17 protein-coding genes and 2 pseudogenes are annotated in these 22,280 nt (G+C 74.1%); 11 read left to right on the top strand and 8 right to left on the bottom strand.

Annotated elements, in window-relative coordinates; all coding sequences use genetic code 11:
* Positions 1 to 1,284: 1,284 nt before the first annotated feature.
* The 3 genes from AB0H52_RS26340 to AB0H52_RS26350 all read left to right on the top strand — a co-directional run bounded on the left by AB0H52_RS26340 (position 1,285) and on the right by AB0H52_RS26350 (position 3,077).
* Complete coding sequence (locus AB0H52_RS26340; RefSeq protein WP_151493120.1) at positions 1,285 to 1,971, top strand: BON domain-containing protein; 687 nt, start codon at positions 1,285 to 1,287, stop codon at positions 1,969 to 1,971.
* Between the two features lie 66 nt (positions 1,972 to 2,037).
* Positions 2,038 to 2,532 carry a redoxin domain-containing protein gene (locus tag AB0H52_RS26345; protein WP_151493121.1) on the top strand — a complete coding sequence of 165 codons (495 nt, stop codon included), beginning with the start codon at positions 2,038 to 2,040 and terminating at the stop codon, positions 2,530 to 2,532.
* Positions 2,529 to 3,077, top strand: a complete 549-nt coding sequence (locus tag AB0H52_RS26350; protein ID WP_151493122.1) for a thioredoxin domain-containing protein — start codon at positions 2,529 to 2,531, stop codon at positions 3,075 to 3,077. Before AB0H52_RS26345 ends, AB0H52_RS26350 begins: the two co-directional genes overlap by 4 nt.
* A 12-nt stretch (positions 3,078 to 3,089) precedes the next feature.
* Here the strand turns inward: AB0H52_RS26350 and AB0H52_RS26355 are convergent, their stop codons facing one another.
* Complete coding sequence (locus AB0H52_RS26355) at positions 3,090 to 6,011, bottom strand: LuxR C-terminal-related transcriptional regulator (RefSeq protein WP_357950718.1); 2,922 nt, start codon at positions 6,009 to 6,011, stop codon at positions 3,090 to 3,092.
* 198 nt (positions 6,012 to 6,209) lie between these two features.
* On the opposite strand from AB0H52_RS26355, the pseudogene AB0H52_RS26360 reads away from it, so the two are divergent.
* From AB0H52_RS26360 to serS, 5 genes and pseudogenes are all read left to right on the top strand, one after another.
* Positions 6,210 to 6,527, top strand: a pseudogene (locus tag AB0H52_RS26360) (hypothetical protein); the annotation flags it as partial.
* On the top strand, positions 6,524 to 7,672 hold the full coding sequence (locus AB0H52_RS26365) for an alcohol dehydrogenase catalytic domain-containing protein (RefSeq protein ID WP_357950721.1): 1,149 nt from the start codon (positions 6,524 to 6,526) through the stop codon (positions 7,670 to 7,672). The pseudogene AB0H52_RS26360 and the gene AB0H52_RS26365, both read left to right, overlap by 4 nt.
* Before the next feature lie 40 nt (positions 7,673 to 7,712).
* Positions 7,713 to 8,909 carry a saccharopine dehydrogenase NADP-binding domain-containing protein gene (locus tag AB0H52_RS26370; protein ID WP_151493108.1) on the top strand — a complete coding sequence of 399 codons (1,197 nt, stop codon included), beginning with the start codon at positions 7,713 to 7,715 and terminating at the stop codon, positions 8,907 to 8,909.
* A 25-nt stretch (positions 8,910 to 8,934) separates the two neighbouring features.
* Complete coding sequence (locus AB0H52_RS26375) at positions 8,935 to 10,017, top strand: MerR family transcriptional regulator (RefSeq protein WP_357950724.1); 1,083 nt, start codon at positions 8,935 to 8,937, stop codon at positions 10,015 to 10,017.
* A 96-nt stretch (positions 10,018 to 10,113) separates the two neighbouring features.
* Positions 10,114 to 11,397 (top strand): serine--tRNA ligase, encoded by a 1,284-nt coding sequence (serS, locus tag AB0H52_RS26380; RefSeq protein WP_151493110.1) that lies wholly within the window; start codon positions 10,114 to 10,116, stop codon positions 11,395 to 11,397.
* Here serS and AB0H52_RS26385 read toward each other — a convergent pair.
* From AB0H52_RS26385 to AB0H52_RS26400, 4 genes are read right to left on the bottom strand one after another with little or no spacing between them, the layout of a single operon-like run.
* The gene (locus tag AB0H52_RS26385; RefSeq protein WP_357950727.1) at positions 11,394 to 12,329 is read right to left on the bottom strand and encodes a cytochrome c biogenesis protein CcdA; all 936 of its coding nucleotides are present in this window, start codon (positions 12,327 to 12,329) and stop codon (positions 11,394 to 11,396) included. The two genes, serS and AB0H52_RS26385, sit on opposite strands and share 4 nt — an antisense overlap.
* Positions 12,326 to 12,946, bottom strand: a complete 621-nt coding sequence (locus AB0H52_RS26390; RefSeq protein WP_151490973.1) for a redoxin domain-containing protein — start codon at positions 12,944 to 12,946, stop codon at positions 12,326 to 12,328. The genes AB0H52_RS26385 and AB0H52_RS26390 overlap by 4 nt, the downstream gene beginning before the upstream one ends.
* 37 nt (positions 12,947 to 12,983) lie before the next feature.
* Positions 12,984 to 14,447 carry an NADH-quinone oxidoreductase subunit NuoF family protein gene (locus AB0H52_RS26395; RefSeq protein ID WP_192580346.1) on the bottom strand — a complete coding sequence of 488 codons (1,464 nt, stop codon included), beginning with the start codon at positions 14,445 to 14,447 and terminating at the stop codon, positions 12,984 to 12,986.
* The gene (locus tag AB0H52_RS26400) at positions 14,447 to 16,111 is read right to left on the bottom strand and encodes a hypothetical protein (RefSeq protein WP_357950731.1); all 1,665 of its coding nucleotides are present in this window, start codon (positions 16,109 to 16,111) and stop codon (positions 14,447 to 14,449) included. Before AB0H52_RS26400 ends, AB0H52_RS26395 begins: the two co-directional genes overlap by 1 nt.
* 107 nt (positions 16,112 to 16,218) lie before the next feature.
* Here AB0H52_RS26400 and AB0H52_RS26405 point away from each other — a divergent pair.
* Positions 16,219 to 16,491 (top strand): annotated as a pseudogene (locus AB0H52_RS26405) (alpha-amylase family glycosyl hydrolase); the annotation flags it as partial.
* A gap of 191 nt (positions 16,492 to 16,682) precedes the next feature.
* Complete coding sequence (locus AB0H52_RS26410; protein ID WP_151490976.1) at positions 16,683 to 17,594, top strand: L,D-transpeptidase; 912 nt, start codon at positions 16,683 to 16,685, stop codon at positions 17,592 to 17,594.
* Positions 17,595 to 17,642: 48 nt separating this feature from the next.
* Here the strand turns inward: AB0H52_RS26410 and AB0H52_RS26415 are convergent, their stop codons facing one another.
* Both AB0H52_RS26415 and AB0H52_RS26420 read right to left on the bottom strand, forming a co-directional pair.
* Positions 17,643 to 18,323, bottom strand: a complete 681-nt coding sequence (locus AB0H52_RS26415; protein WP_151490977.1) for an ABC transporter permease — start codon at positions 18,321 to 18,323, stop codon at positions 17,643 to 17,645.
* 1 nt (position 18,324) lies between these two features.
* Positions 18,325 to 18,618, bottom strand: a complete 294-nt coding sequence (locus AB0H52_RS26420; RefSeq protein WP_192580347.1) for a hypothetical protein — start codon at positions 18,616 to 18,618, stop codon at positions 18,325 to 18,327.
* A 12-nt stretch (positions 18,619 to 18,630) separates the two neighbouring features.
* Between AB0H52_RS26420 and AB0H52_RS26425 the strand changes: the two genes are divergently transcribed.
* On the top strand, positions 18,631 to 19,485 hold the full coding sequence (locus tag AB0H52_RS26425) for an alpha/beta fold hydrolase (protein WP_151490978.1): 855 nt from the start codon (positions 18,631 to 18,633) through the stop codon (positions 19,483 to 19,485).
* A gap of 694 nt (positions 19,486 to 20,179) precedes the next feature.
* Here the strand turns inward: AB0H52_RS26425 and AB0H52_RS26430 are convergent.
* Positions 20,180 to 22,279, bottom strand: coding sequence for a DEAD/DEAH box helicase (locus AB0H52_RS26430; RefSeq protein ID WP_357950736.1), 2,100 nt, complete (start codon positions 22,277 to 22,279; stop codon positions 20,180 to 20,182).
* Between the last annotated feature and the right edge of the window lies 1 nt (position 22,280).

Below are 22,280 nucleotides of genomic sequence, written 5' to 3' on the forward strand. Positions count from 1 at the left end.
GGCCCGCGGGGCCCCGCGCCGCGGGGTGGCGGGGTTTTCCCCCCCCGTCCCCCCCCCCGCCGCCCCCCTTGATTCAAACCCGACCCCCCCCGCACCCGAGGGGCCCCGCTCGACCGGTCGAGCGGGGCCCCTCGCCGTCCCCACCCCACCCCGCCGATCGCCCCGCCCCACCGATCGCCCCGCCCCGCCTCGCCACACCGATCGCCCCGCCGCGCCCTGCTCGCCTCAGCCCAACCCACCTCGCCACGCGCCACCTCGCCACACCGCGCCTCGCCCTGCTCGCCTCAGCCCAACCCACCTCGCCACGCCTCGCCACGCCACGCCTCGCCACGCCACGCCACGCCTCGCCACGCCTCGCCACGCCACGCCTCGCCACGCCTCGCCACGCCGATCATGGAGTTGTGGTGGGCGGTATATTAGTTTTTGACCCTTTCATCCACCCCCACAACTCCTTGATCGACCTGAGCGGGGTGGGGCGCGGGCACTGGGACGCGGGCACGGGGACGCGGGCACGGGGACGCGGGCACGGGGACGCGGGCACGGGGACGCGGGCACGGGGACGCGGGCACGGGGACGCGGGCACGGGGGCGCGGCGGGACGCAGGGGCAGGGCCCGGCGGGGGCGGCGGAGGCCGGTCCGCCGGGTGCCGGACCCCTCAGGCAGCCCGGCGGACCGGTGATCGGGTGCGGCCCGGGTGGTGTCGCCCGGGCCGCTCGGCCTGCCTGCTCACGCAGGTGACGTGGCCGGGCGGGGCGTTGCCGCCGGCCCGCAGGCCGAGGAGGCCGAGGACGCCGACCGGCAGCCGGCGGCCGACACGGACACGGCCGTGCCGGCGGACCTCTCCGCATCTTGCGGGTCCCCCGCGGAGGTGGACGCCCGGGGGACGGGGCCAACCTCCGGTGGTGGCGCCGTGGCCCGGGGGACGAGCACGGCGACAGGGACAGCGCGACGGTGGGAACGGGTGCCACGACAGGGACGGGTGCCACGACAGGGACGGGTGCCACGACGGGACGGCTCGGAGCTGCCCTGGCTCCCACCACCCGACGCGACGGCTCCCGCGATCGAGGAATGGGCTTACCGTAACCGATCCCCCGCCACTTTGGAAGCGCTCCCATCATCGATGTCCATGACCGGTACGGATGAGGCAGGCCCAGCCCCGGGCGGCACCGTCACCCGCACCGGGCGAGGACGGCTCACCCCGGCCGGCGGCAGGATCGGATCCCGGCGGACCTGCGGCGCCGGTTGCCGGCCGGTCCGCCACCCGACGCACCGGAGGAGGGACAGATGGCCATCGCGACGATCAGCCGTACCGACCAGGACATCCAGTCCGCCGTCCTCGACGAACTGACCTGGGAGCCCCGCGTGCAGCCGCACGAGATCGGGGTGACCGTCGACGAGGGCGTCGTCACGCTGACCGGACGGGTGGACGGCTACGCGAAGAAGTGGGCCGCCGAGCGGGCCGCACACCGCGTCGTCGGAGTCCGGGCGGTCGCCAACGACCTGGCCGTCCGACTGCCCGGCAGCGCCGAACGCACCGACCCGGACCTGGCCGCCGCGGCCGGTCACGCCCTGGAGTGGGACGCGTTCGTACCCGTCGAGAAGCTCCAGGTCACCGTCTCGACCGGCTGGGTGACGCTGCACGGCGAGGTCGAGTGGGAGTACCAGCGCCGCGCCGCCGAACGGTCGGTGAGCCGGCTGACCGGCGTACGCGGGGTGAGCAACGGGATCACCGTCCGCCCGGCCGCGCCTCCGGACGGCCAGAACCTGGCCGACCGGATCGTCGACGCGCTCGCCCGCGCTGGCGCCACCGAGGCCGAACGGGTCAGCGTGCGGGTGCACGGCGACACCGCGGTGCTCGGCGGGCTGGTGCACTCGATGCCCGAGCGGGCCGAGGTGGAGCAGGTGGCATGGTCGGCGCCGGGCGTCCGGGAGGTGCAGAACCACATCGCGGTCGCCCCGGTGCTGCGCTGAGCGTCAGCGTGGAACCACCCGGGGCGGGTGAGCCGGCCTCACCCGCCCCGGGCGCAGGCTGGGGGCATGAGTGATCCGAACGGGCTGATCCAACCGGGGAACTCCGCGCCCGGCTTCACCCTGGCGGCTACCCCGGACGGGCACGAGGTCGGGCCGGAGCAGTTCCGCGGCCGGCCGGTCGTGCTCGCCTTCTATCCCGCCGACTGGAGCCCGGTCTGCGGCGACCAGATGGCGCTCTACCAGGCGGCGATGCCGGTGTTCGACCAGTATCAGGCCGCGCTGCTCGGCATCTCGGTGGACAGCATCTGGTCGCACCGCGCGTTCGCGCAGGCCCGGGGCATCGAGTTCCCGCTGCTGGCCGACTTCGAGCCCAAGGGCGAGGTGGCCCGCCGCTATGGCGCGTACACCTCGGGGGGTGAAGCGGCGCGGGCGCTGGTGATGCTCGACCAGGCCGGGACGGTGGCCTGGAGTTACCTTTCCGCGCCCGACGTCAATCCGGGCGCGGACGGCATCTTCGACGCGCTGGACCGGCTCGCCCGGCAGGGGGTGATGGCCCGATGACCACGCCACTTCAGGTCACCGCCCGCCTGCGCGACCCGGTGACCGCCGAGGACCACGCCCGTGGGCCGGTCGACGCGCCGGTGACGGTCGTCGAGTACGGCGACTTCCAGTGTCAGTTCTGCGGTGCGGCGTATCCCAACCTGCACGAGCTGCTGCGCCAGCGGGCCGACACGGTACGCCTGGTCTACCGCTACTTCCCGATCGCCAACGTGCACCCGTACGCCGAACGCGCCGCCGAGACGGCCGAGGCCGCCGCCACCCGGGGCCGGTTCTGGGAGATGCACGACTGGCTGTACGAGCACCAGGACCAGTTGGACCCGGTGCACCTCTCGCTCGGCGTCGAGCAGGTCGGTCTGCCGCCGGACGAGCTGAACGCGGAGGTGGAGAGCCGGATACACGCCGACCGGGTACGCCGCGACTTCGTGGGCGGGATCCGCAGCGGCGTGAACGGCACCCCGACCCTCTTCGTCAACGAGGTCCGGCACGAGGCCGGGTACGACCTGCCCGACCTGCTGGCCGCGGTGGACGCCGCCGCCAACGCCTGACCGCCGCTGGGCTCAGATCAGTCGTAGCTCGCGCGCCCGCCGGACCGCTTCGCGCCGGCGGGTCGCGTCGAGCTTGCGGTAGATGTTGCGGACGTGGGTCTTCACCGTGTTGACCGACAGGGACAGCTCGCTGGCGATCTCCACGTTGGACAGGATGCTCTGCAGGTAGCGCAGGATGGTCAGCTCCCGCTCGGTCAGCGGCTCGTCGAGCGTTCCCGCCGGCTCGGCCGGCGGCCGGGTCGGGGCCTGGTCGGCGTCCCGGACCAGGTCGCTGACCAGCGCGAAGTGTGCCGTGCCCGCGTCCAGGTGCGCGGCCAGCAGGCCCCGTACCGGCGGTTCGGCGCGGGTGAAGGCCCGCCGGCAGCCCTGCGGGCCGGCCAGGTCGAGCACCTGTTCCAGGATCCGTCCCGCCCGTCGCCCGTCCCCGGCCCGCTCGGCGAGCACCGCGTCCAGCAGGCCGGCGTCCAGGCGTACCGGTAGCGGCCAGGCGTCCGCCTGCGGCGCCTGCCAGTCCGGCAGTGCCCGGCCGGCGGCACCGGCGTCGCCGGCCCGCAGCTCCACCCGCGCGAGGCTCACGGCGAGCGGCGGTTCGGCGTCGTCGCCGGTCAGCAGCTCGCGGGCGCTGTCCAGGTCACCCCGCTCGGCCCGCAGTTCCGCCTCGGCGGCGCGCAGCAGGGCGGCCAGTTCGGTGGCGTCCGGGGCGTCGGTCAACGTCGCCCGGGCCCGGACGAGCAGCCGTTGCCCGGCCGCCGGGTCGCCGGAGTCGCCGTGCAGCCGCGCCCGACACAGTGCGGCGACCGCCGCCGCCACCAGCTCCCCCGGTGCGCCGTCCCCCGCCTCCGCCCCGAGGACGCCGGGCGAGGCGTTGTCCGGATCCGCCGCGACCGGGCCGGCCGGGCCGGTCGCCGACGTGGCGAGGGCGAGGTTCGCGGCCGCCTCGTCGGGCTGGTCACGGTGCAGCGCCACCAATGCCAACGCGAGGTACGCGTAACCGCAGTCGAGACGGCACGACCAGCCCCGGCAGGGCGGCATGCCCAGCGCGTCCCGGGCCGCCCGTTCGGCCTCGCGCAGGTCGCCGCGCACCGCGAGCAGCAGCGCGGCGCGACTGGCGTCGACCAGCTCGGTCCGCGCCCGGCCGGCCTCCCGGGCCGCCGCCCGGGCGCGGACGAACCGGCCGTGCGGCAGCGAGCCGGCGGCCAGCTCCACGAGCCCCAGCGCGGTGCCGGTGAACGCCCGCAGGTCCGCGTCCTCGACCGCGCCTCCCCCACCGCTGGTCGGCGAGGCGTCCGGCAGCCCGGTCGGGTCGGCCCCGGCCGGTCGGGTTCGCAGCAACCGGGCGGCGGCGGCCCGAACCTCCGCCGGATCGCCGGCGAGCCGGGCCACGGTCAGCTCCAGCGCGGTGGCCAACCGCAGGAACCGGTCCCGGCGGGGCACCGGCAGACCACCGGCGTACGCGGCGGCGGTGCGCAGGTGCCCGCCGGCGGCCGGCAGATCACCCGCGTACGCCCGCTCGGCGGCACAGGCCAGGGCCACCTCCGGGTCGGCGCGGACCACGTCCGGCGGCGGCGACGGAGGCGGCGGACCGCTGACCGTGTCGCCGTCGTAGCGGGTCAGCTCCGGCCAGTGCGCGACGAACAGGTCGCCGGCCAGGTCCCACCGGCCGGCGGCCAACGCGTGCCGCAGGCCGTCGGCTGGGCGTCCGGCGCCGGCGTACCAGTCGGCCGCCCGCACGTGCAGCTCACGCAGGTCGTCGGCGGGCAGCCGGCCCAGCTCGGCCCGGAGCAGGTCGGCCAGCAGTGGGTCGCAGCGGTACCAGGGTGGGCGGCCGTCCTCCCGGTGCAGCAGACCGCCGACGCCGGCCAGGTCGGCCAGGGCCTGCGCGGCGTCGGTGCGCCCGGTCAACGCCTGCGCCAGGTCCGCGCAGACCGTCTCGGTGAGGGCCGTGCGGCGCAGCAGGTCCCGGTCGGCCGGATCGATCCCGGCGAGAACCTCCTCCTGGAGGTACCCGGCGATCTCCGGCTGGTCGCCGCCGAACTGCCCCACCCAGCGCTCCGGGTCGGCCTGACCGCGTACCGCCAGGGCGGCGATCCGCAGCGCGGCCGGCCAGCCACCGGTACGGTCGCGCAGCCGGCGCACCGCAGCCGCCGGCAGCGCCGCCCCGTGCGCGGTGAGCAGGTCGGCCACCTCGTCGTCGGTGAAGGCCAGCTCGTCGGGGCCGATCTCGGTCAGCTCGCCGGCGAGGCGGAGCCGGTGCAGGGCCAGCGGCAGCCCCGCCCGCGCTCCGACCACCAGGTGCAGCCGCTGCTCGGCGTGCCGGAGCAGGAACTCCAGGCCGGTGAGCGCCGCCGGATCGGTGACCCGGTGCAGGTCGTCGAGGACGAGCAACACCGGACGGTCCGCGGCGGCGAGCGCGGCGGCGAGGGCTTCCAGCTGGTCGGGGCGCGGCGGCCGGTCGGGCACCGGGCCGTCGTCGGTCGGCACGGTCGCCGCCCGCAGCGCCGCCGCGAGGTACGCCCACAGTCGTTCACCGTCGTCGCCGGCCTCCACCGACACCCACGCCGGTTCCGGCCCGGGCACCGCCGGAGCTGCCCCGTCCTCGGGCACCACCGCATTCGGGCCGGCCTCGTCGCCGCCGCCGCTCAGCCGCACCCACGAGGCGAGCAGTGTCGTCTTTCCCCAGCCCGCCGGTGCGGCGACCAGGGTGATCGGTCCCGCGCTGCCCTCGTCCAGGCGGCGCAGCAGGCGGGGCCGGGCCACCACCGGCTCGGGTGGCACGGCCGGCGTCAACCGGGACGCCAGCAACGGCCGGTCCGCCGGGCGCCCCGGTGCCGTACCGACCCGTGCGCGATCCTGCTGTTCCGGCACTCGGCCCCACCCCCAGCGACGCGTCCCACCCCCGGTCGGCGAGCGGTTACCCGGCGCGGACCCGTTCACCCCTTCCGGGCGAGCCCGCTTCACCCGTTCGGGCCCGACGATCGAGGGACGTGGACCGGGAGGACGGGTGGACCGATGCGACCCCTGACACGCCTGTTGCGGATACCCCGCCGCCGCACCTCCGCGATCGTGCAGTTTCTGTCGCGACAAAAGCCGCACGACACCGCACTCCGACGACCCAAATTGCAAGATCGGCGGGGAGGGTGGGAGGTCGTCACCGTGGACCGGCCGCCGGAGCAGGTGCTTCCCGGCGGGCGGTGGCCCGAGCCGCTGCGGCGCCTGGACGGCGCCGTCGAGGTGCGGGTGCGGACGGCGCCGGGTGACCGGGGCACCGAGCTGGCTGCCCGCCCGCTGGCCGGGGCGTCCCCGGCCGTCGGGCTCGCCGCGCACCTGGTCGGCGACGACCCGAGGCTGCTGGTCCGCCGGACGTTGCGCCAGGTCAAGCAACGCGTCGAGACCGGCGAGGTGCTGCGCGCGGACCGCTCGGCGCTGGACCGGCCCGAGGCCCGCGGGTGAGGGCGCTGTGCTGGGTGGGCGCGGGCGAGCTGGCGGTACGCGAGGTGCCCGACCCGGAACTGCGCAACGAGCGGGACGTCATCGTGCGGGTGCGTCGAAGTGCCACCTGCGGCGCCGACCTGCCGCTGCTGGCCGGACGGGATCCGCTGCTGCGCACCGGTGACGTGCTCGGCGCGGAGTTCCTCGGCGAGGTCGTCGAGACCGGGCCGGCGGTCCGCCGGCACCGGACCGGTGACCGGGTGGTGGTCGGCGCGGGCGTCGCCTGCGGCGGATGCTGGTACTGCCGCGCCGGCCTGCACTCCTGCTGCGACAACGGCAGCACCGAGCCGGCGAGCGCGGACGAGGGTTGGGGACGCTCCGACGTCGGCTGCTTCGGGCGGCCCCGCGCGGCGGGCGGCTTCGCCGGTGGTCACGCCCAGTACGTGCGGGTGCCGTACGCGGACGCGAGCGCGTTCCGAGTGCCGGACGTGGTGGACGACGAACGGGCGCTGTTCGCCGCCGACGCGGCCCCGACCGGCTGGCTGGCCGCCGAGCTGGGCGCGGTACGCCCGGGGGACGTGGTGGCGGTCTGGGGCGCCGGGGCGGTGGGCCAGTTGACCGCCCGCGCGGCGGTGCTGCACGGCTGCGCGAGGGTGATCGTGGTGGACCGGCACGAGGAGCGGCTGCGGATGGCGCAACGGCACGCGGGCGCGGAGCCGCTGAACTACGACCACACCGACGTCTCGGCCGAGCTGCGGGACCGCAGTGGTGGGCGCGGACCGGACGTGTGTGTGGTGGCGGTCGGCGAGCCACCCGCCCGGTCGATCGCCGACCGCTTCGGCGTCCGGCTCGGCGACCGCCCGGACGCGCTGCGCGAGGCGGTGCACGCCTGCCGCAAGGGCGGCACCGTGGTGGTGCTCGGCGGGACCGACGGTTTCGTCGACGCGTTCCCGCTGGGCGCGGTGACCGGCAAGCGGCTCGCCCTGCGCGGGGCCCGCCGGCCCGACCTGCGGGACGTACCCATGTTGCTGGACCGGATGGCCCGCGACGAGCTGCGGACCGAGCATCTGGCCACCCACCGGCTGCCGCTGGAGGACGCCCCGCAGGGGTACGCGCTGTTCCGGGACCGCGCCGACGGCTGCGTCCGGGCGGTCTTCAGCCCGTGACCGATGAGCCATCGGAGCCGGCGGATGGCAGACTCGCGGGATGGCTGGGGAGCGAACGTACGACGTGGTGTTGTTCGGGGCGACCGGGTTCACCGGCGGGCTCACGGCCGAGTACCTGGCCCGGCACGCACCACCCGGGCTGCGCTGGGCGCTGGCCGGGCGCAACCCGGACCGGCTCGCCGCCGTGCGGGACCGGCTCGCCGCGATCGACCCCGCCCTGGCCGACCTGCCGCTGCTCAGCGCCGACGTGACCGACGCCGACTCGCTGCGCGCGGTGGCCACCAGCGCCCGGGTGGTCGCCAGCACCGTCGGCCCGTACGTCCGGCACGGGGAGCCGCTGGTCGCCGCCTGCGCCGGGGCCGGCACCGACTACCTGGACATCACCGGTGAGCCGGAGTTCGTCGACCTGATGTACGTCCGCCACCACGCCGAGGCGACCCGCACCGGCGCGCGGCTGGTGCACGCCTGCGGGTTCGACTCCGTCCCGCACGACCTGGGCGTCTGGTTCACCGTCAAGCAACTGCCCGCCGACGGGCCGATCACCGTGGACGGTTACGTCCGGGCCTCGGCCCGGTTCTCCGCCGGCACGTACCATTCCGCGCTCACCGCGTTCTCCCGTACCGGGCAGGCCAGCCGGGCCGCACGGGACCGCCGGGCGGTCGAACCGCGCCCCACCGACCGCCGGGTCCGGGCGGTGCCGGGCCGGCTGACCCGCTCGGCGGAGCTGGGCATCTGGACCGTGCCGCTGCCCACCATCGACCCGCAGGTGGTGCGCCGCTCGGCGGCGGCCCGCCCGGAGTACGGCCCGGACTTCCGCTACCGGCACTTCGCCGCGGTGAAGCGGCTACCGACCGTGCTGGCGGGCGCGGCCGGGCTCGGCGCGCTGGTGGGCCTGGTGAAGGTGCCACCCACCCGACGCTGGCTGCTCGGCCGGCTCAGCTCCGGGCAGGGGCCGACGCCGCAGCAGCGGGCGGCGGCCTGGTTCCGGGTCCGGTTCGTCGGCGCCGGCGGCGGGCGGCGGGTGCTCACCGAGGTGGCCGGCGGCGACCCGGGCTACGACGAGACGGCGAAGATGCTCGCCGAGTCGGCGCTCTGCCTGGCGTTCGACGAGCTGCCGCCGACCGCCGGGCAGGTCACCCCGGTCACCGCGATGGGCGACGCGCTGCTCGACCGGCTGGTCCGGGCGGGGCTCACCTTCCGGGTGCTCGAGCAGACCACCGCGGAGCACCCGGCTTGACCCTCGACCCGGTCGAGGGGGCAGGATGCCCGGCGTGAGCGACCTGCACAGCATCGGTGAGCTGGCCCGGGCCAGCGGCCTGACCGTCAGCGCGCTGCGCTTCTACGACTCGGCGGGGGTGCTGGAGCCGGCCCTGGTCGACCCGGTGACCGGCTACCGCTGGTACACCGACGAGCAGATCGCCCCGGCCCGGCTGGTGGCCGGGCTGCGCCGGATCGGCATGCCGGTGCCGGAGATCGCCGCCGCGGTACGCGCCGAGCCGGCCGCGGTGCACCGGCTGCTCGACACGCACCTGCGCCGGCTGGTCGACGGCCTCGCCGACGCCCGCCGTGAGGTGACCCGGCTCCGCGCCCTGGTCGACCCGGCCCAGCCGGCCACCACCACGCTGCTGCTCACCCCCGCCGACCTGGCCGCCGCGGTCGACGCGGTGCGCTTCGCCGTCGGCGCCGACCCGGAACTGCCGATGCTCTCCGGTGTGCTGCTCGACGTGGAGTCCGACGGTGTCCGGCTCGTCGCCACCGACCGGTACCGGCTCGCGCTGGCCCGGGCCGGGGCGGACGTCGACGGCCCGCCGGTGCGGGTGTTCGTGCCGGTGGATCTCGTCGACCAGCTCCGGCCGCTGCTCGACGCGGCCGACGCCTGGCCGGTGCGGCTGACCGTGGCGGGCGCGGATCTGCATGTGGCGGTGGCCGGCCGGACGCTGACCGGCAGCGCCCTGTCGTACGACTTCCCGGACTATCGCCGTCTGCTGCGCAAGGCCGTCGGCGAGCGGCCGGCCGCACGGCGGATCCCGGTGGACGTGGCGGCGCTGCGCGCCGCGCTGGCCGACCCGGCGGCCCCGACGGTGGCCCGCGAGCACGACGGCGAGGCGCTGGCGGTCACCGTGCTCGGCGTCGACGACCAGGGCGGCCTGCGCCTGCTGCCCGCCGCCGACCTGGGCACCGACGCGCTGCGGGTCGGCGTCAACGGTGGCTACCTGCTGGACGCGCTGGACGCCGCCGGCGCTCCCCAGCTGGTGCTGGAGCTGGACGGGCCGGTCGCCCCGCTGGCGGTACGACGGCCGGACGACGCGGACACCTACTCCGTGCTGATGCCGATCCGGCTGTAGAACCGGGCTCGTCACTCCCCGTCCCGGGTCGAAACGGGCGCGACGGTAGCATCTGGGGGTCCACCTGTGACCCCGGACGGAGGCGTACGGAGCAGCATGCTCGACATGGAGTTGATCCGGAAGGATCGCGAGGCGGTGGCGACCGCGTTGGCGAAGCGACTGGATCCCGCCGAGGTCACCCGATCCCTGGACGAGATCCAGCGGCTCGACCAGGAACGACGCGCCCTGATCACGGAGATCGACGCCGATCGGCAGCGCCGCAAGGCGGAGGCCCGCGCGTACGCGGAGGCGAAGCGCGCCGGCCGCGAGCCGGACGTCGTCGCGCCCGAGGCCGGTCGCCGGCAGCTCTCCGAGCTGGAGTCCGAGCTGAACGAGGTGCAGGGGCGGCTGCGCACCGCGATGAGCGAGCTGCCCAACCTGCCCGCCGACGACGTGGTGGCCGGCGGGAAGGAAGCCAACCGGGTCGTCAAGACCTTCGGTGAGCCGCCGGTGATCGAGAAGGTCCGCGACCACGTGGAGCTGTCGCGGATGCTCGGTCTCGTCGACCACGAGCGCGGCGTGAAGCTCGGCGGCTCCGGCTTCTGGATGTACACGGGGATGGGTGCCCGGCTGGAGTGGGCGCTGCTCAACTTCCTCATCGACGAGAACGTCCAGGCCGGCTACGAGTTCCTGCTGCCGCCTCACCTGCTGCTCGACACGGCCGGCTTCGCCGCCGGGCAGTTCCCGAAGTTCTACGACGACGTCTACCACCTGGACTCCGAGTCGGCCCCGCGCGGGCAGTTCCTGCTGCCCACCTCGGAGACGGCGATCCTCGGGGCGTACCAGGACGAGATCCTGGAGACGCCGAAGCTGCCGCTGAAGCGTTTCGCGTACACGCCGTGCTACCGCCGGGAGGCGGCCGGCTCACATTCGGACGAGCGCGGCACCGTGCGCGGTCACCAGTTCAACAAGGTGGAGATCTTCCAGTTCACGTTGCCGGAGCAGGCGGACGCGGCGCTGGAGGAGATGGTCACCCACGCCGAGAGCCTGGTGGAGAAGCTGGGGCTGCACTACCAGCGCAGCCTGCTGTCGGCCGGCGACGCGAGCGCCTCCATGCGCAAGACCCTCGACATCGAGGTGTGGATGCCGAGCATGGACAAGTACAAGGAGGTGTCGTCGGTCTCCTGGGGCGGCGACTACCAGGCCCGCCGGGCGGCCATCCGCTACCGGGAGCCGGGCGGCAAGCAGACCCGCTTCGTGCACACGCTCAACGGCTCCGCGCTGGCCACGAGCCGGCTCTTCCCGGCCATCCTGGAGCAGTACCAGCAGGCCGACGGCAGCGTCCTGATCCCCGAGGTCCTCCAGAACCGTCTGGGCACCGACCGCCTGACCCCCCGCTAGCCCGCACCCCCCACCCTCTCCGCCGATCTTGCACTTTCTGTCGCTGAATTGCGGTGGTGTGCGGCTTCTGTCCCCACAGAAGCTGCAAGATCGCGGGGGCGGGGGCGGGAGCGACGGCGGGTTAGGGCTGTCACGCAGAGTAGGGCGGTCAGGGCGGTCAGGAGGAGCGCTGGGCCTACGGCATCCAGGGCGTCGGCCAGGGTTCGTTGGACCTGGGACGCCGCCCGGATGACCGGGTCCTGGAGGGCGTCGCGGCGGCCGGCGGCCAGGCGCAGCTCGTACCAGCCGTACCAGGCGACGTAGCCGCCGGCGAGCAGCAGGACCAGGCCGCTGAGGCGGGGCACCAGGGCGCCGGCGACCCGCAGCCGGGCCACCAGACCGTCGCGCAGCAGCGCCACACCGAGCGCGGCGACCGCGACCACCAACCCCATCCCGAGGGCGTACGCCCCGAACAGAGCCAGCCCCCGCCCGGTCGAGCCGGCCTGGAGGCTGGTCACCACGATGGCCAGGAACGGCGCGATGGCGCAGCCGAGCGAGGCGAGGGCGTACACCGCGCCGAACAGCGCCATCGACGGCCAGGACCGGGTCAGCCGAGGTGCCCGGGCCGACCAGCCGGGGGAAGGCAGTCGCCGTCCGGCGAGCAGCCAGCAGCCGGCCACCAGCAGCAGCACCCCCAGCGTCACGGTCAACCACGGCAGCCGGGGCCGCAGCCAGCCGGCGAGCGGCGCGAGCGCCAGGCCGAAGGCGCCGAAGACCAGCACGTACCCCACGGTCAGCCCGGCCGCCGCGGTGAGCGCGCGGCCGACCGCGCCGCGGGTGTCCGACGCGCCGGCGACCAACAGCGAGAGGTACGCGGGCAGCAACGCGAAGCCGCACGGGTTGACCGCGCCGAGCATGCCGGCGGTCAGCGCGAGCAGCAGTGCGGCGGTCACGCCCCGGCCAGCGCGCCGACGCGGGCGGTGAGCGCTTCACCGTCCAGGAAGCCCTGGTGGACGACCCTGCCGTCCCGGTCGATGATCACGAAGGTGCTCTGTTCGGTCACCGTGAACCGCTTCCAGAGCGCGCCCTTACGGTCGTCGATCTGCGGTGTCCCGGCGAGGTCGAACTCGGTGACGAACTCCTTCATGGCCCGCTGCTCGCCCAGCCCGGCGACGCCGATGATCGGCACGGTGTCCCGGTACCGGGGCGCGATCTCGGCCACCGTCCACGCCTGGCTGGCGCAGGTGGCGCACCAGGGCGCCCAGAACCACAGCACGACGGGCCGGCCGGCGAGGTTCGCCGCGTCGAACGCGGCGCCGGTGAGGGTGGTCCCGGTGAAGCGCAGGGTGTCCGGCACCCGGGCCGGCATCGCCGACGGTGAACCGGTCGGGCCGGCCGCAGGGGTGCCGCTCGGGCCGGCCGCAGGGGTGCCGGTCGGATTCGGCGTGGCGCCGGCGGCGACCGCGTCGGGCGGCACCGGTCCCGTGCAGGAGGCCACGGCGAGCAGGGCGGCGAGGAACGCCCCGGCGGTGGCGGCGCTCGCCCCTGTTCGCCCGATCCGCAACCGCATCAGCTTCTCCGTTCGACAGGGGTGAGTGGTGCCGTTCCTACTCGGCCTTGGCGAGGCGCAGCGCCAGCTCCGGGCAGACCTTCACCGCCTTGAGCGCGCCCTCGCGCAGCCACGTCGGCACCGGGGTGGGCGGGAAGGCCGGGTATCCGTTGCCGTCGAGCCGGATGAAGTCGGGCACCACGTGCGCGCAGAGCCCGTGGCCGTCGCAGCGCGACCAGTCCAGGGTGAGTTTCTGCGGGTTGGGGTCGGGTGCGCCGGGCAGCCCCATGACGCCCTTGACCCGCCGGCCGCAGCCGTCGCCGGTGCTGTGCAGCCGCAGGTCCTCGGTGAAGACCTCGATGGCGGAGAGGGCGAACCGGGCGGTGCCGTCCGGATGGCTGCACGCGCCCCGGCCCTTCACCTCGCCGGCGGCGGCCCGCACCACGTCCGCCGGTTGGCTGCCGGCGACGGCCAGGTCCACCGCGCGGGCCAGGTCGGGCAGGCCCATCTTGCACGGTCCGCACTGGCCGGCGGACTCGCCGGCCAGGTAACGCACCACCTGGGCGGCCTCGCCGAGCGGGCAGGTGTCGACTCCGATCGGGATGATGATGCCCGCGCCGAGGGCGCCGCCGACCGCGGCGAGGCCCCTGCGGGACACCTCGGCCTTCTCCGCCGCCTCCGGGGTGATCCACTTGCCGTGGTAGCCGCCCATCAGGATGCCCTGGACGTCCGGGACCTCGCACAGGTCGAGGACGTCACGCAGTGGCATGCCGGCGGTGCACTCCACGACCGCGGGGCGGGCCGCCGCGCCGGTCACGGTGAGCAGCACGGTGCCCGGCTCGTCGTCGGTGCCGAGCGCCGCGTACTCGTACGGGCCGAGTCGCGCACCGACGGCGAGCTGGGCGTACGTCTCGGCGTTGGACAGCAGGGTGGGCAGGCCGCCGACGCCGGAGTCGCTGGAGCGCTTCTTGGTGCCCGGCGGGATGTGCGGCAGCCCGTTGATGCCGTTGACGAGTGCGCCACCCTCGCCGGAGATGAACCGGTGCGGCACGGTGACGATGGTGGTCTGCACCGGCATCCGGCGCTCCGCCAGGGCCTCCATCAGCGAGTCCCGGCCCACGCCGTCGTCGGCGACGCCGATCACGATCTCCTCGGCGTCCAGCGCGTACGCGGCCAGCGCCGCGCCGTCGAGGATCAGGTGCGGGGCGCGGGTCAGCAGCACCTTGTCCTTCCAGCTGGCCGGCTCCCCCTCGCTGGCGTTGACCACCACCACGGCGGCGAGGTCCTGCCGCTCGCAGGACTCCAGCACGGCGCGCAGCTTGCGGGCGAACGGGAAGCCCGCCCCGCCCTTGCCCTTGAGCTGCATGCCCTCGGCGAGTCGGAGCAACTGCGCCGGCTCCATCGGCCCGATCGGCCCGTGCACCTCCTCGTGCGCGGCCAGGTCGAGCCGGCCGAACTCGGCGAAGCCGGCGGTCAGGCGTGGCTCGCCGACACAGGCAACCGGGGGCACGGCCGTCCGCATCACTTGGCCTCACCCCGCAGCCCCGCCCAGTACGCGCCGTCCACCGCGTCCGCGTTGGCCTTGCGGCGCTTGGCGGACCGGCCCTCGGCCCGTCGCGCGCGCCGCGACGCCAGGTCGACCAGGGTCGGGGTGTCGTCGGCGGGTGGTGCCACCTCGTCCGGCACGTACCGGGCCGGCGGACGCCAGTAGTCCGGCTCCTCCGGCAGGTCGTCCTCGGCGCTGTGCCGACCGCTGCCGCTGCGCGGCGCCGCCGAGATCGGGCCGGCGGAGATCGGGCCGGCCGAGATCGGCTCGGCGGAGACCGGGCCGGCCGAGATCGGCTCGGCGGCCTGCCACCGGCGCGGACTGTCCCACGGCTCCTCGGGCTCGTCGACGCTCCGCTGCGGAGGCGCCGAGTAGCGGGTGCCGTCGTCCTCGGAGCGGGACCGTCGGCCGGTCCGCTCGGCGGCCGGCTCCTCGGCGCGTCGCCGCCGGGTCGGGGCCGTCTCCTCGTCCCGCTCGCGGGTGCGCGACCCGCGTCGCCGGGTCACCGGCTCCAGTTCCTCCTCGTCGCGTCGACGGGTGACGGTCTCCTCGGTGCCGCGGCGGGTGGACCGGCGGGTGGTCGGCTCCGCCTCGTCGCGCCGGTCACGCGTGGACCGTACGGTGTCGCGGCGGGCCGCCGGTTCCTCCTCGCGTCGGCGGCGGCTGGGCCGGGCGGGCTCGACGAGCGAGCCGGGCTCGGGCACCACCGGGACGGTGAACCGGTCGGGGTCGCGCCGCGCGGTGCCGGCCGGCGCGGTCCACCTGGCGGTGGTGGCCTCCGCCCAGGCCGGACGCTTGTCCTCGGTGGAGTCGCGGCGTCGTCCCAGCCCGGCGAGCAGCGACCGGCCGCGGCTCTCCTCGTCGGCCCGGCCGGCCATGACCTTGTTGCGCACCGCGGCCTGGTGCTGCTCGCGGCTGCGCCGGCCGATGGTGACCGACAGCCGCACCAGCAGCGCCAGCACGACCAGCAGGATGCAGCCGAGATAGCTGAGGACCACCCAGGAGGCCGCGGCCCGACCGGCGTTGAGGCCGTGGAACACGGCGAACGGCCAGGACAGGTACGCGGTGGAGTGCAGCGCGCGCCACAGCCACTTCGGACCGACACCGGCGAAGCGGGCCCGGATGATGCCGGTCCAGATCACGCTGACCATCAGCAGGGCGGCCACCGTGCCGAGCCCGACGTAGAGTCCCCTACCGCCGACGAACGGCACCAGGGCGTCGGTGGCCGCAGCCCGCCCGGTGGCGATCTTCGTGAGGACGTGGAAGACCAGCCCGGCCACGCCGAGCACGCCGGTGGCCCGGTGCGCCGACTGCATCAGCACCCGGTGCGAGATGCGCAGCACCAGCCTGTCGGTGGCGAGCAGGCCGAGCATCACGGTGAGGCTCAACGCCACCAGGGCGATCACCCCGGCGAAGAACTCGGTGAAGAAGAAGCCGTACGCGTACGCCGTCTGGCCGGCGCCGGTCAGCATGGTCGCCGCCCAGAGCGCGGCGAGTGCCGACGCGATCAACGCGGCGGTCGCGGACCGCGATCGGGTGCGTACCCCCCGACTGCTCTCGCTGGTCCGGACGGTGGCCGCCTTCTGGTTCTGCTGTGCCCGGGCCATCTGCTCCTCGATCGTCTCGCGGCGGCGTACCACCGGCCGACCCCTGCTCCCCCATCCAGTACGGACCGGCGAGGTTGGCGGATCATCCGTCGGCGAAAATTTATGGGCCGCGATCGAACCAGGTGGGGTCGGCGTGCGTCCTCGGCCCGAAGGGCTACGGCTACGTCCAGGTCTCACCCCCGCAGGAGCATGTGCGGGGCAACCAGTGGTGGCTGGCGTACCAGCCGGTCAGCTACCGGATCGAGTCCCGCAAGGGCACCCGGGCCCAGTTCCAGTCGATGGTGAACACCTGCCACGCCGCCGGGGTCAAGGTCATCGTCGACGCGGTGATCAACCACATGTCCGGTCAGGACAGCGGCGGCACCGGCTGGGCCGGCTCGTCGTACGCGCACTACGACTACCCGGGCATCTACTCGGGCTGGGAGTGCGAGCACCGCTGGCCGGTGATCACGGTGGACGGTAACGGGTGGTTCGCCGCCAACGTGCCGGCGCACGACGCCGTGGCCATCCACCTCGGCGCGCGGGTCTGATCGACCGGGGCTCCCGGCCGGCGGGTATCGCCGAACCGGGGGCCCCGAACCATCCGCCACCATAAAGTGGTTTGGTGCCGTTTGACCGAATGTCTCCGTACCGCCGTCGCCCTCGCTGGATCGCCGCCGCCATCGCCGTACCCGTGCTGCTGGTCGTCGCGCTGCTGGTCGGCCAGGCTCTCACCCCGCGCGCGACGGCCCCCGACGACCGGCGCGTGGTGGCCGCCGACCCGACGCCGAGCAGTGTCGAGCAGAGCCCGCAGGAGTCGATCCCGCCGGCCGCGCCCGCCCCGGACGGGCTGCCGGTGATCGACTACGACCCCGCGCCGAAGGGGTTCCCCGCCGATCCGGCCACCATGGACACCACGCCGCTGACCGAGGGCGTGCACCCGACCCGCCGGATCGCCGCGTACGACGCGCCCGGTGGACGTCCGCTGGCCTTCCTCGAACCGACGCTCGCCGGTGTCGAGCTGACCGTGCCGGTCGCCCAGAAGCGGGTCGGATGGACGGCCGTCCTGTTGCCCTCGGCCAACCGGATGCTCGCCTGGTTGCCGCCCGGCGGGTTCGCCACGGTGGCGCTGCGCGACCAGATCGTGGTGGAACGCAAGGCCCACCGGCTGACCTGGTACCGGGCCGGCAAGGCGGTGCGCTCGTGGCAGACCAGCCTCGGCCAGGAGGGGCAGGAGACCCCGCTGGGCCGCACCTTCATCCTGGGCCGCACGCCGCCACCGGAGGAGGTCTACGGCGGGGTGGACATCTACGCCCTCGGCTCGGTGCCCGACGACCCCGAGGCGGTGCCGACCGGGCTGCGCGGCGCGCACATCGGCCTGCACACCTGGTACAACGACGACGACCTGGGCGAGAACACCACCAACGGCTGCATCCGGGTCACCCGCAGCGGCCAACGGGAACTGCTCGCCGAGGTGCGCCCCGGCAGCAGCCTGGTGGTGGTCGACCAGCTGCCCACGCCGCCGCCGACCGCCTGAGCGGAGCCGTCGGGAGGTCCATCGGGTTCACGCTAGCGGTCGGACCGGTCAGACCCGGGCGGTGTCCCGGCGGAACAGCCGGATCGCGCCGACACCGAAGGCCAGGGTCCAGAAGACCATGTTGGCCACCCCGGCCATGCTCACGCCGTCGCCGGTCAGCGGTCCGATGAACTGCATGACGTTCTCGGCCGGCACCAGGTAGCCGATGAACAGGCCGAACGCGGCGAACACCAGCGAGCCGATCCACGCGGCCAGCCCGGCCAGCAGCCAGACGTCCAGCGGGAGGCGGACGCCGGCCGCGGCGCCCACCACGAACTCGATGACGACCGCGATCAGGCCGAGGGTCATCGCGGTGGCGACCTTCGTCGCCACGTACGCGGTCGGCCGCAGCGGGGTGAGCCGTAGCTGCCGGCTCCAGCCCAACGCCCGCTCGGTGGCGACCGCGCCACCCGCGCTGGTCGTCGCCACCATCGCCGCGTACACGGCGAGGCTGATCATGACGTACGCCGTCACGGGCCGGCCGTTGTCCAGGGTCTGCCCCCGCTGCGGCAGACCGAAGATGAGGAAGAAGACGCCCGGCATGATCAGCGTGAAGGCGAGGGTACGGCGGTTGCGCAGCACCCGGCGCAGCTCGATGCCGAGGACGGCCGGGGCGAAGCCGCCCAGAGCGGGCAGCCGGCGGTCGGGCTGGGCGGGGCGGTCGGTGCGGGTGGCGACGGGGGTGGACATCTCAGGCTCCGATGCGCTCGGTGGTCAGGGCGAGGAAGGCGTCCTCGAGGTTGCGGGAGGTGATCTCCACGTCCCGGGCGACGGTCCGGGTGAGCAGGTGCCGGGCGATCGCGTCGGAGTCGCCGGTGCGTACCAGCATGCTGTCGCCGCGTACCTCCACGGCGTCCACGCCGGGCAGCGCGGCGAGCGCGGCGTGGTCCGCGCCGGGCAGGGTGGCCCGCACGGTACGGCCGGCGGCCGCGGGAGGAATTCCGAGCGCGGCAGCGGGTAAGCGCGCCGCCGGACGCCGCGACACCGGGAGGACGCGATGGGTGCCACGCCGCAGGGCCAGGTCGACACGGTCGTGCTGATCCACGGGCTCTGGATGACCCCGCGCAGTTGGGAGGGGTGGGCCGAACGGTTCACCGAACGCGGCATGCACGTCATCGCCCCGGCCTGGCCCGGCATGGACCGGTCCGTGGAGCAGTTGCGCGACGACCCCACCCCGATCGCCCAGCAGGGCATGGCCACGATCGTCGCCCACTACGACCGGATCATCCGGGCGCTCCCCCGACCGCCGATCATCATGGGCCACTCGTTCGGCGGACTGTTCGCCCAGGTTCTCGCCGACCGGGGCCTCGGCGCGGCGGTGGTGGGGGTGCACCCGGCGGCGATCAAGGGGGTGCTCAAGGTGCCGCTGAGTCAGTTGCGCTCCGGCTTCCCGATCCTGCGCAGCCCCGCCAACCGCGGCAGGGCCGTCCCGTTCACCCCGGACGACTTCGCCTACACCTTCGGCAACACGCTCAGCCGCGAGGAGTCCGACCGGGCCTATCAGCGCTACGCGGTCCCCGGCGCGGGCCGGGTGTTCTTCGAGGGCGCGTTCGCCAACGTCGACCCGCGCTCACCCGCCCGCGTCGACACCGGACGCGTCGACCGGGCGCCGCTGCTGCTGCTGGCCGGCGGGCAGGACCACGTGGTACCGGCGTCGGTGGTACGCGCGAACGCGGGGCTCTACCAGAAGTCTCGGGCGCTCACCGCGTACGAGGAGTTTCCCGACCGGTCGCACTTCACCGTCGGGCAGGCCGGCTGGGAGAAGATCGCCGACTACGCGCTGGACTGGGCGCTGCGGGCGGCGGCGCTACCCCGGGAGGCCACCATCGCCAGCGAGACCCCTCGGCGGTGAACAGCAGCGTGCGTGATCCGGCGCGGCGGCTCGGGGACGTCGTCCCGGAGTTGGTCGTAACGCGATAGCGGCGCAGGTCCGCCCTCGGTGATCAGGGTTACCGGCATCCCTCGCCGTTTCTGCCCAGCCTGTTCGCCGCTCGGCTGGCAGGCCGCCTCGACGTAGCACCTCCGTTGAGCGGTATGACGTACAGGAATAAATATTCCTGTACGTCATACCGCCCTCCGACGCCCGTGGCCGGGCTGCGGACGGCACTCGATGCCGATGAGCCCCGCCATCGAGGTCGAGCAGAGCAAATAGCGACTGGCCGAAGGCGCAATCGGTCGTGAAGACCGGGAAGGCGACCCGCAGGCAAGGCGTCCTCAGTCATCGCAACCACAGGCTAAACAACGAACACGACGGCGTTCTGGTCAAAAGTTTTTGACCAGAACGCCGTCCACATATACGTATTGCAGCCCGCTTTTCAGGTCAAGGAGATTCAGCAGAATCTTGCGGACGACGCGGTATTGTCCGGCAGGCGACCATTATAGACTTTGAAGTCTACCCAAACGCCCCGGCGCCAGATCTGGGTTGGTACGCAGAAAAGACTGGGAGAAGATCGGGGACTACGCGCTGGACTGGGCGCTGCGGGCGGCGGCCCTGCCCTGGGAGGCAACGATCGCCAGCGAAGCCCCCCGCCGCAGACCACGCCACATCAGACAATGACGAAGCGGGCAGGTTCGTTCAACACCAGAGCGGCCGCGTCCAGGTCGGCCAGGCGCGCGGCGAGGGTCGCGGTCGCCATGCGCCTGGGCAGCGCCGCCCCGAACTTGAGACCGTCGAGAGCCTTACCGTTGATCTCCGGCAGGCAGAGTCGGGTGGCGGCGTCGGCGGTGAGCGTCCGCCAGCTGGCGGGCGTGACATTCTCCCGCAGCCGGATGCTGTTGCCGTCGAATCGTTCCACCGGGTCGACGACCTCGCCGAGGGTCGCGGTCAACGTCGCGTTCGCGCGGAAACCCGCCCAGGTCCACCAGCGAAGGTCGCCGTTGTCCTCGCGGAGGATGACAGTGCCACCTGGGTGCACGAGGTGAAGTTTGTCCTCGCGCTCCTGCCCGAGTCGGGTCAGCGCGCGGCGGGTCAGCGCGACCGGCGGGTCCGTTCCCAGCAGCACCTCCCGCATCCCCTGAGAGAGCTGGTAACCGCGGTACGCCCAGCCGGTGCCCGACCAACGGGCGCGTCCCCCACCATCGGTGGGTTCGACAAAACATCGCCGCCGGCGCCAGTCAATGTACGTGACCCGCCAGCTCCGGCCGCCCAGCAACAGCCGGCGCTCACCTTGAACCTCCTCGGTGAGCAGGCTGGGGTCGATCCGGCCCAGCTCACTGCGCCCCAGGAGGACGGTGAACTCCGGCGGCCCGGTGAAGACGGCCGTCATCTCCATGAAGTGACGACGACCGAACCGTGCTTCGGCCGCGGGTCCGATAAAGAGCATGCCGTCGTCCTGCTCCAGGTAGCCGTGCTCGACCAGGTGTCGCACGATCGGCCGGGCGGTCTCGCCGAACGGGCCGAACCCGTTCCAGGCGTGGGCCCAGGTCTCGTCCCCGATCCGATGCTCCTGCAGGCAGAGCGCGAGCAGCTGCTGAGCGACGATGTGTCGAGGCTCCGGAGGCGCGGTGACCGGCTCCACCCATCCACGTGACCAGAGCAGGAGAAGAGCGGCCACCTGCACGAGGGGCTGACCGCCGGTTGTCAGAAACAGGCAGTTTCGACTGCTTCCAGGACGACGACCGGTGCGCCCGAGCCGTTGCAGGAAGGATGCCACAGTCGCTGGCGAATCGATCTGGATCACGCGGTCCAGGTCGCCGACGTCGATACCGAGTTCGAGAGTGCTGGTCGAGACTATGACGCAGTCCCGGGACTCGGTGAATGCCTGCTCCGCCCGATGACGCTCGTCGACGGAGAGGGACGCGTGGGAGAGGAACGTCGTGACCCCCTGTGCCCGCAGTAGCTGCCCCAACTCCTCCACGGTCTGCCGGGATTCGCAGAAGACGAGGCGCTTTTCGCCCTGGTGCAGGCGTGCGATCACGGCAGCGGCGTTGACAAGTGATCCCACGTAGTCCAACTCGATCTCGCCAGGCGGCGGACGACCAACGGTTTGGGCCACGTCGGGCGCCACCACCCGGGCCGGGCGGTTGCCACCACCGGCGCCCTGGAGCCAGGCGAGCAGTTCGTTCGGGTTCCCGACGGTCGCGGAAAGGCCGATCCGTTGCAGCGGTCGGCCGGCCACCCGGGTCAGTCGCTCCAGGACGGCCAGCAGGTGCCAGCCCCGGTCGTCTCCGGCGAACGCGTGCACTTCGTCGACGACGACCGCGTGCAGGCCGGCGAAGAACTGTCGGTGATCGACGTTGACGCTGACCAGCATGGCTTCCAGTGACTCAGGGGTGGTCAACAGGACGTCCGGCCGCTCGAAGAGCACCGCCCGCCGCTGTGATGCGCCGACGTCCCCGTGCCACCGGGCCACCCGCCGTCCGAGCCACCCGGCGTACTGTTCCAGCCGGGGTTGCAGGTTGTTGAGCAGCGCCTTGAGCGGGGCGAGGTAGAGAACGGACGTGCCGGTCCACTGGTGCTCAGCCATTCGGGACAGCAGTGGAAACATCACCGCCTCGGTTTTTCCTCCTGCCGTCGGTGCCAGCAGGAGGGCGTCCTGACCGCCGCGCACCGGCTCAACCGCAGCCCGCTGCAGGGGGCGGAGATCCCGCCAGCCGAGGGTGTTGACCACGTGGTGCACCACGACCGGATCCAGGTCGGGCAGCATG

The sequence above is a fragment of the Micromonospora sp. NPDC050695 genome, assembly GCF_040654415.1.
In the GTDB taxonomy this organism is placed as follows: domain Bacteria; phylum Actinomycetota; class Actinomycetes; order Mycobacteriales; family Micromonosporaceae; genus Micromonospora.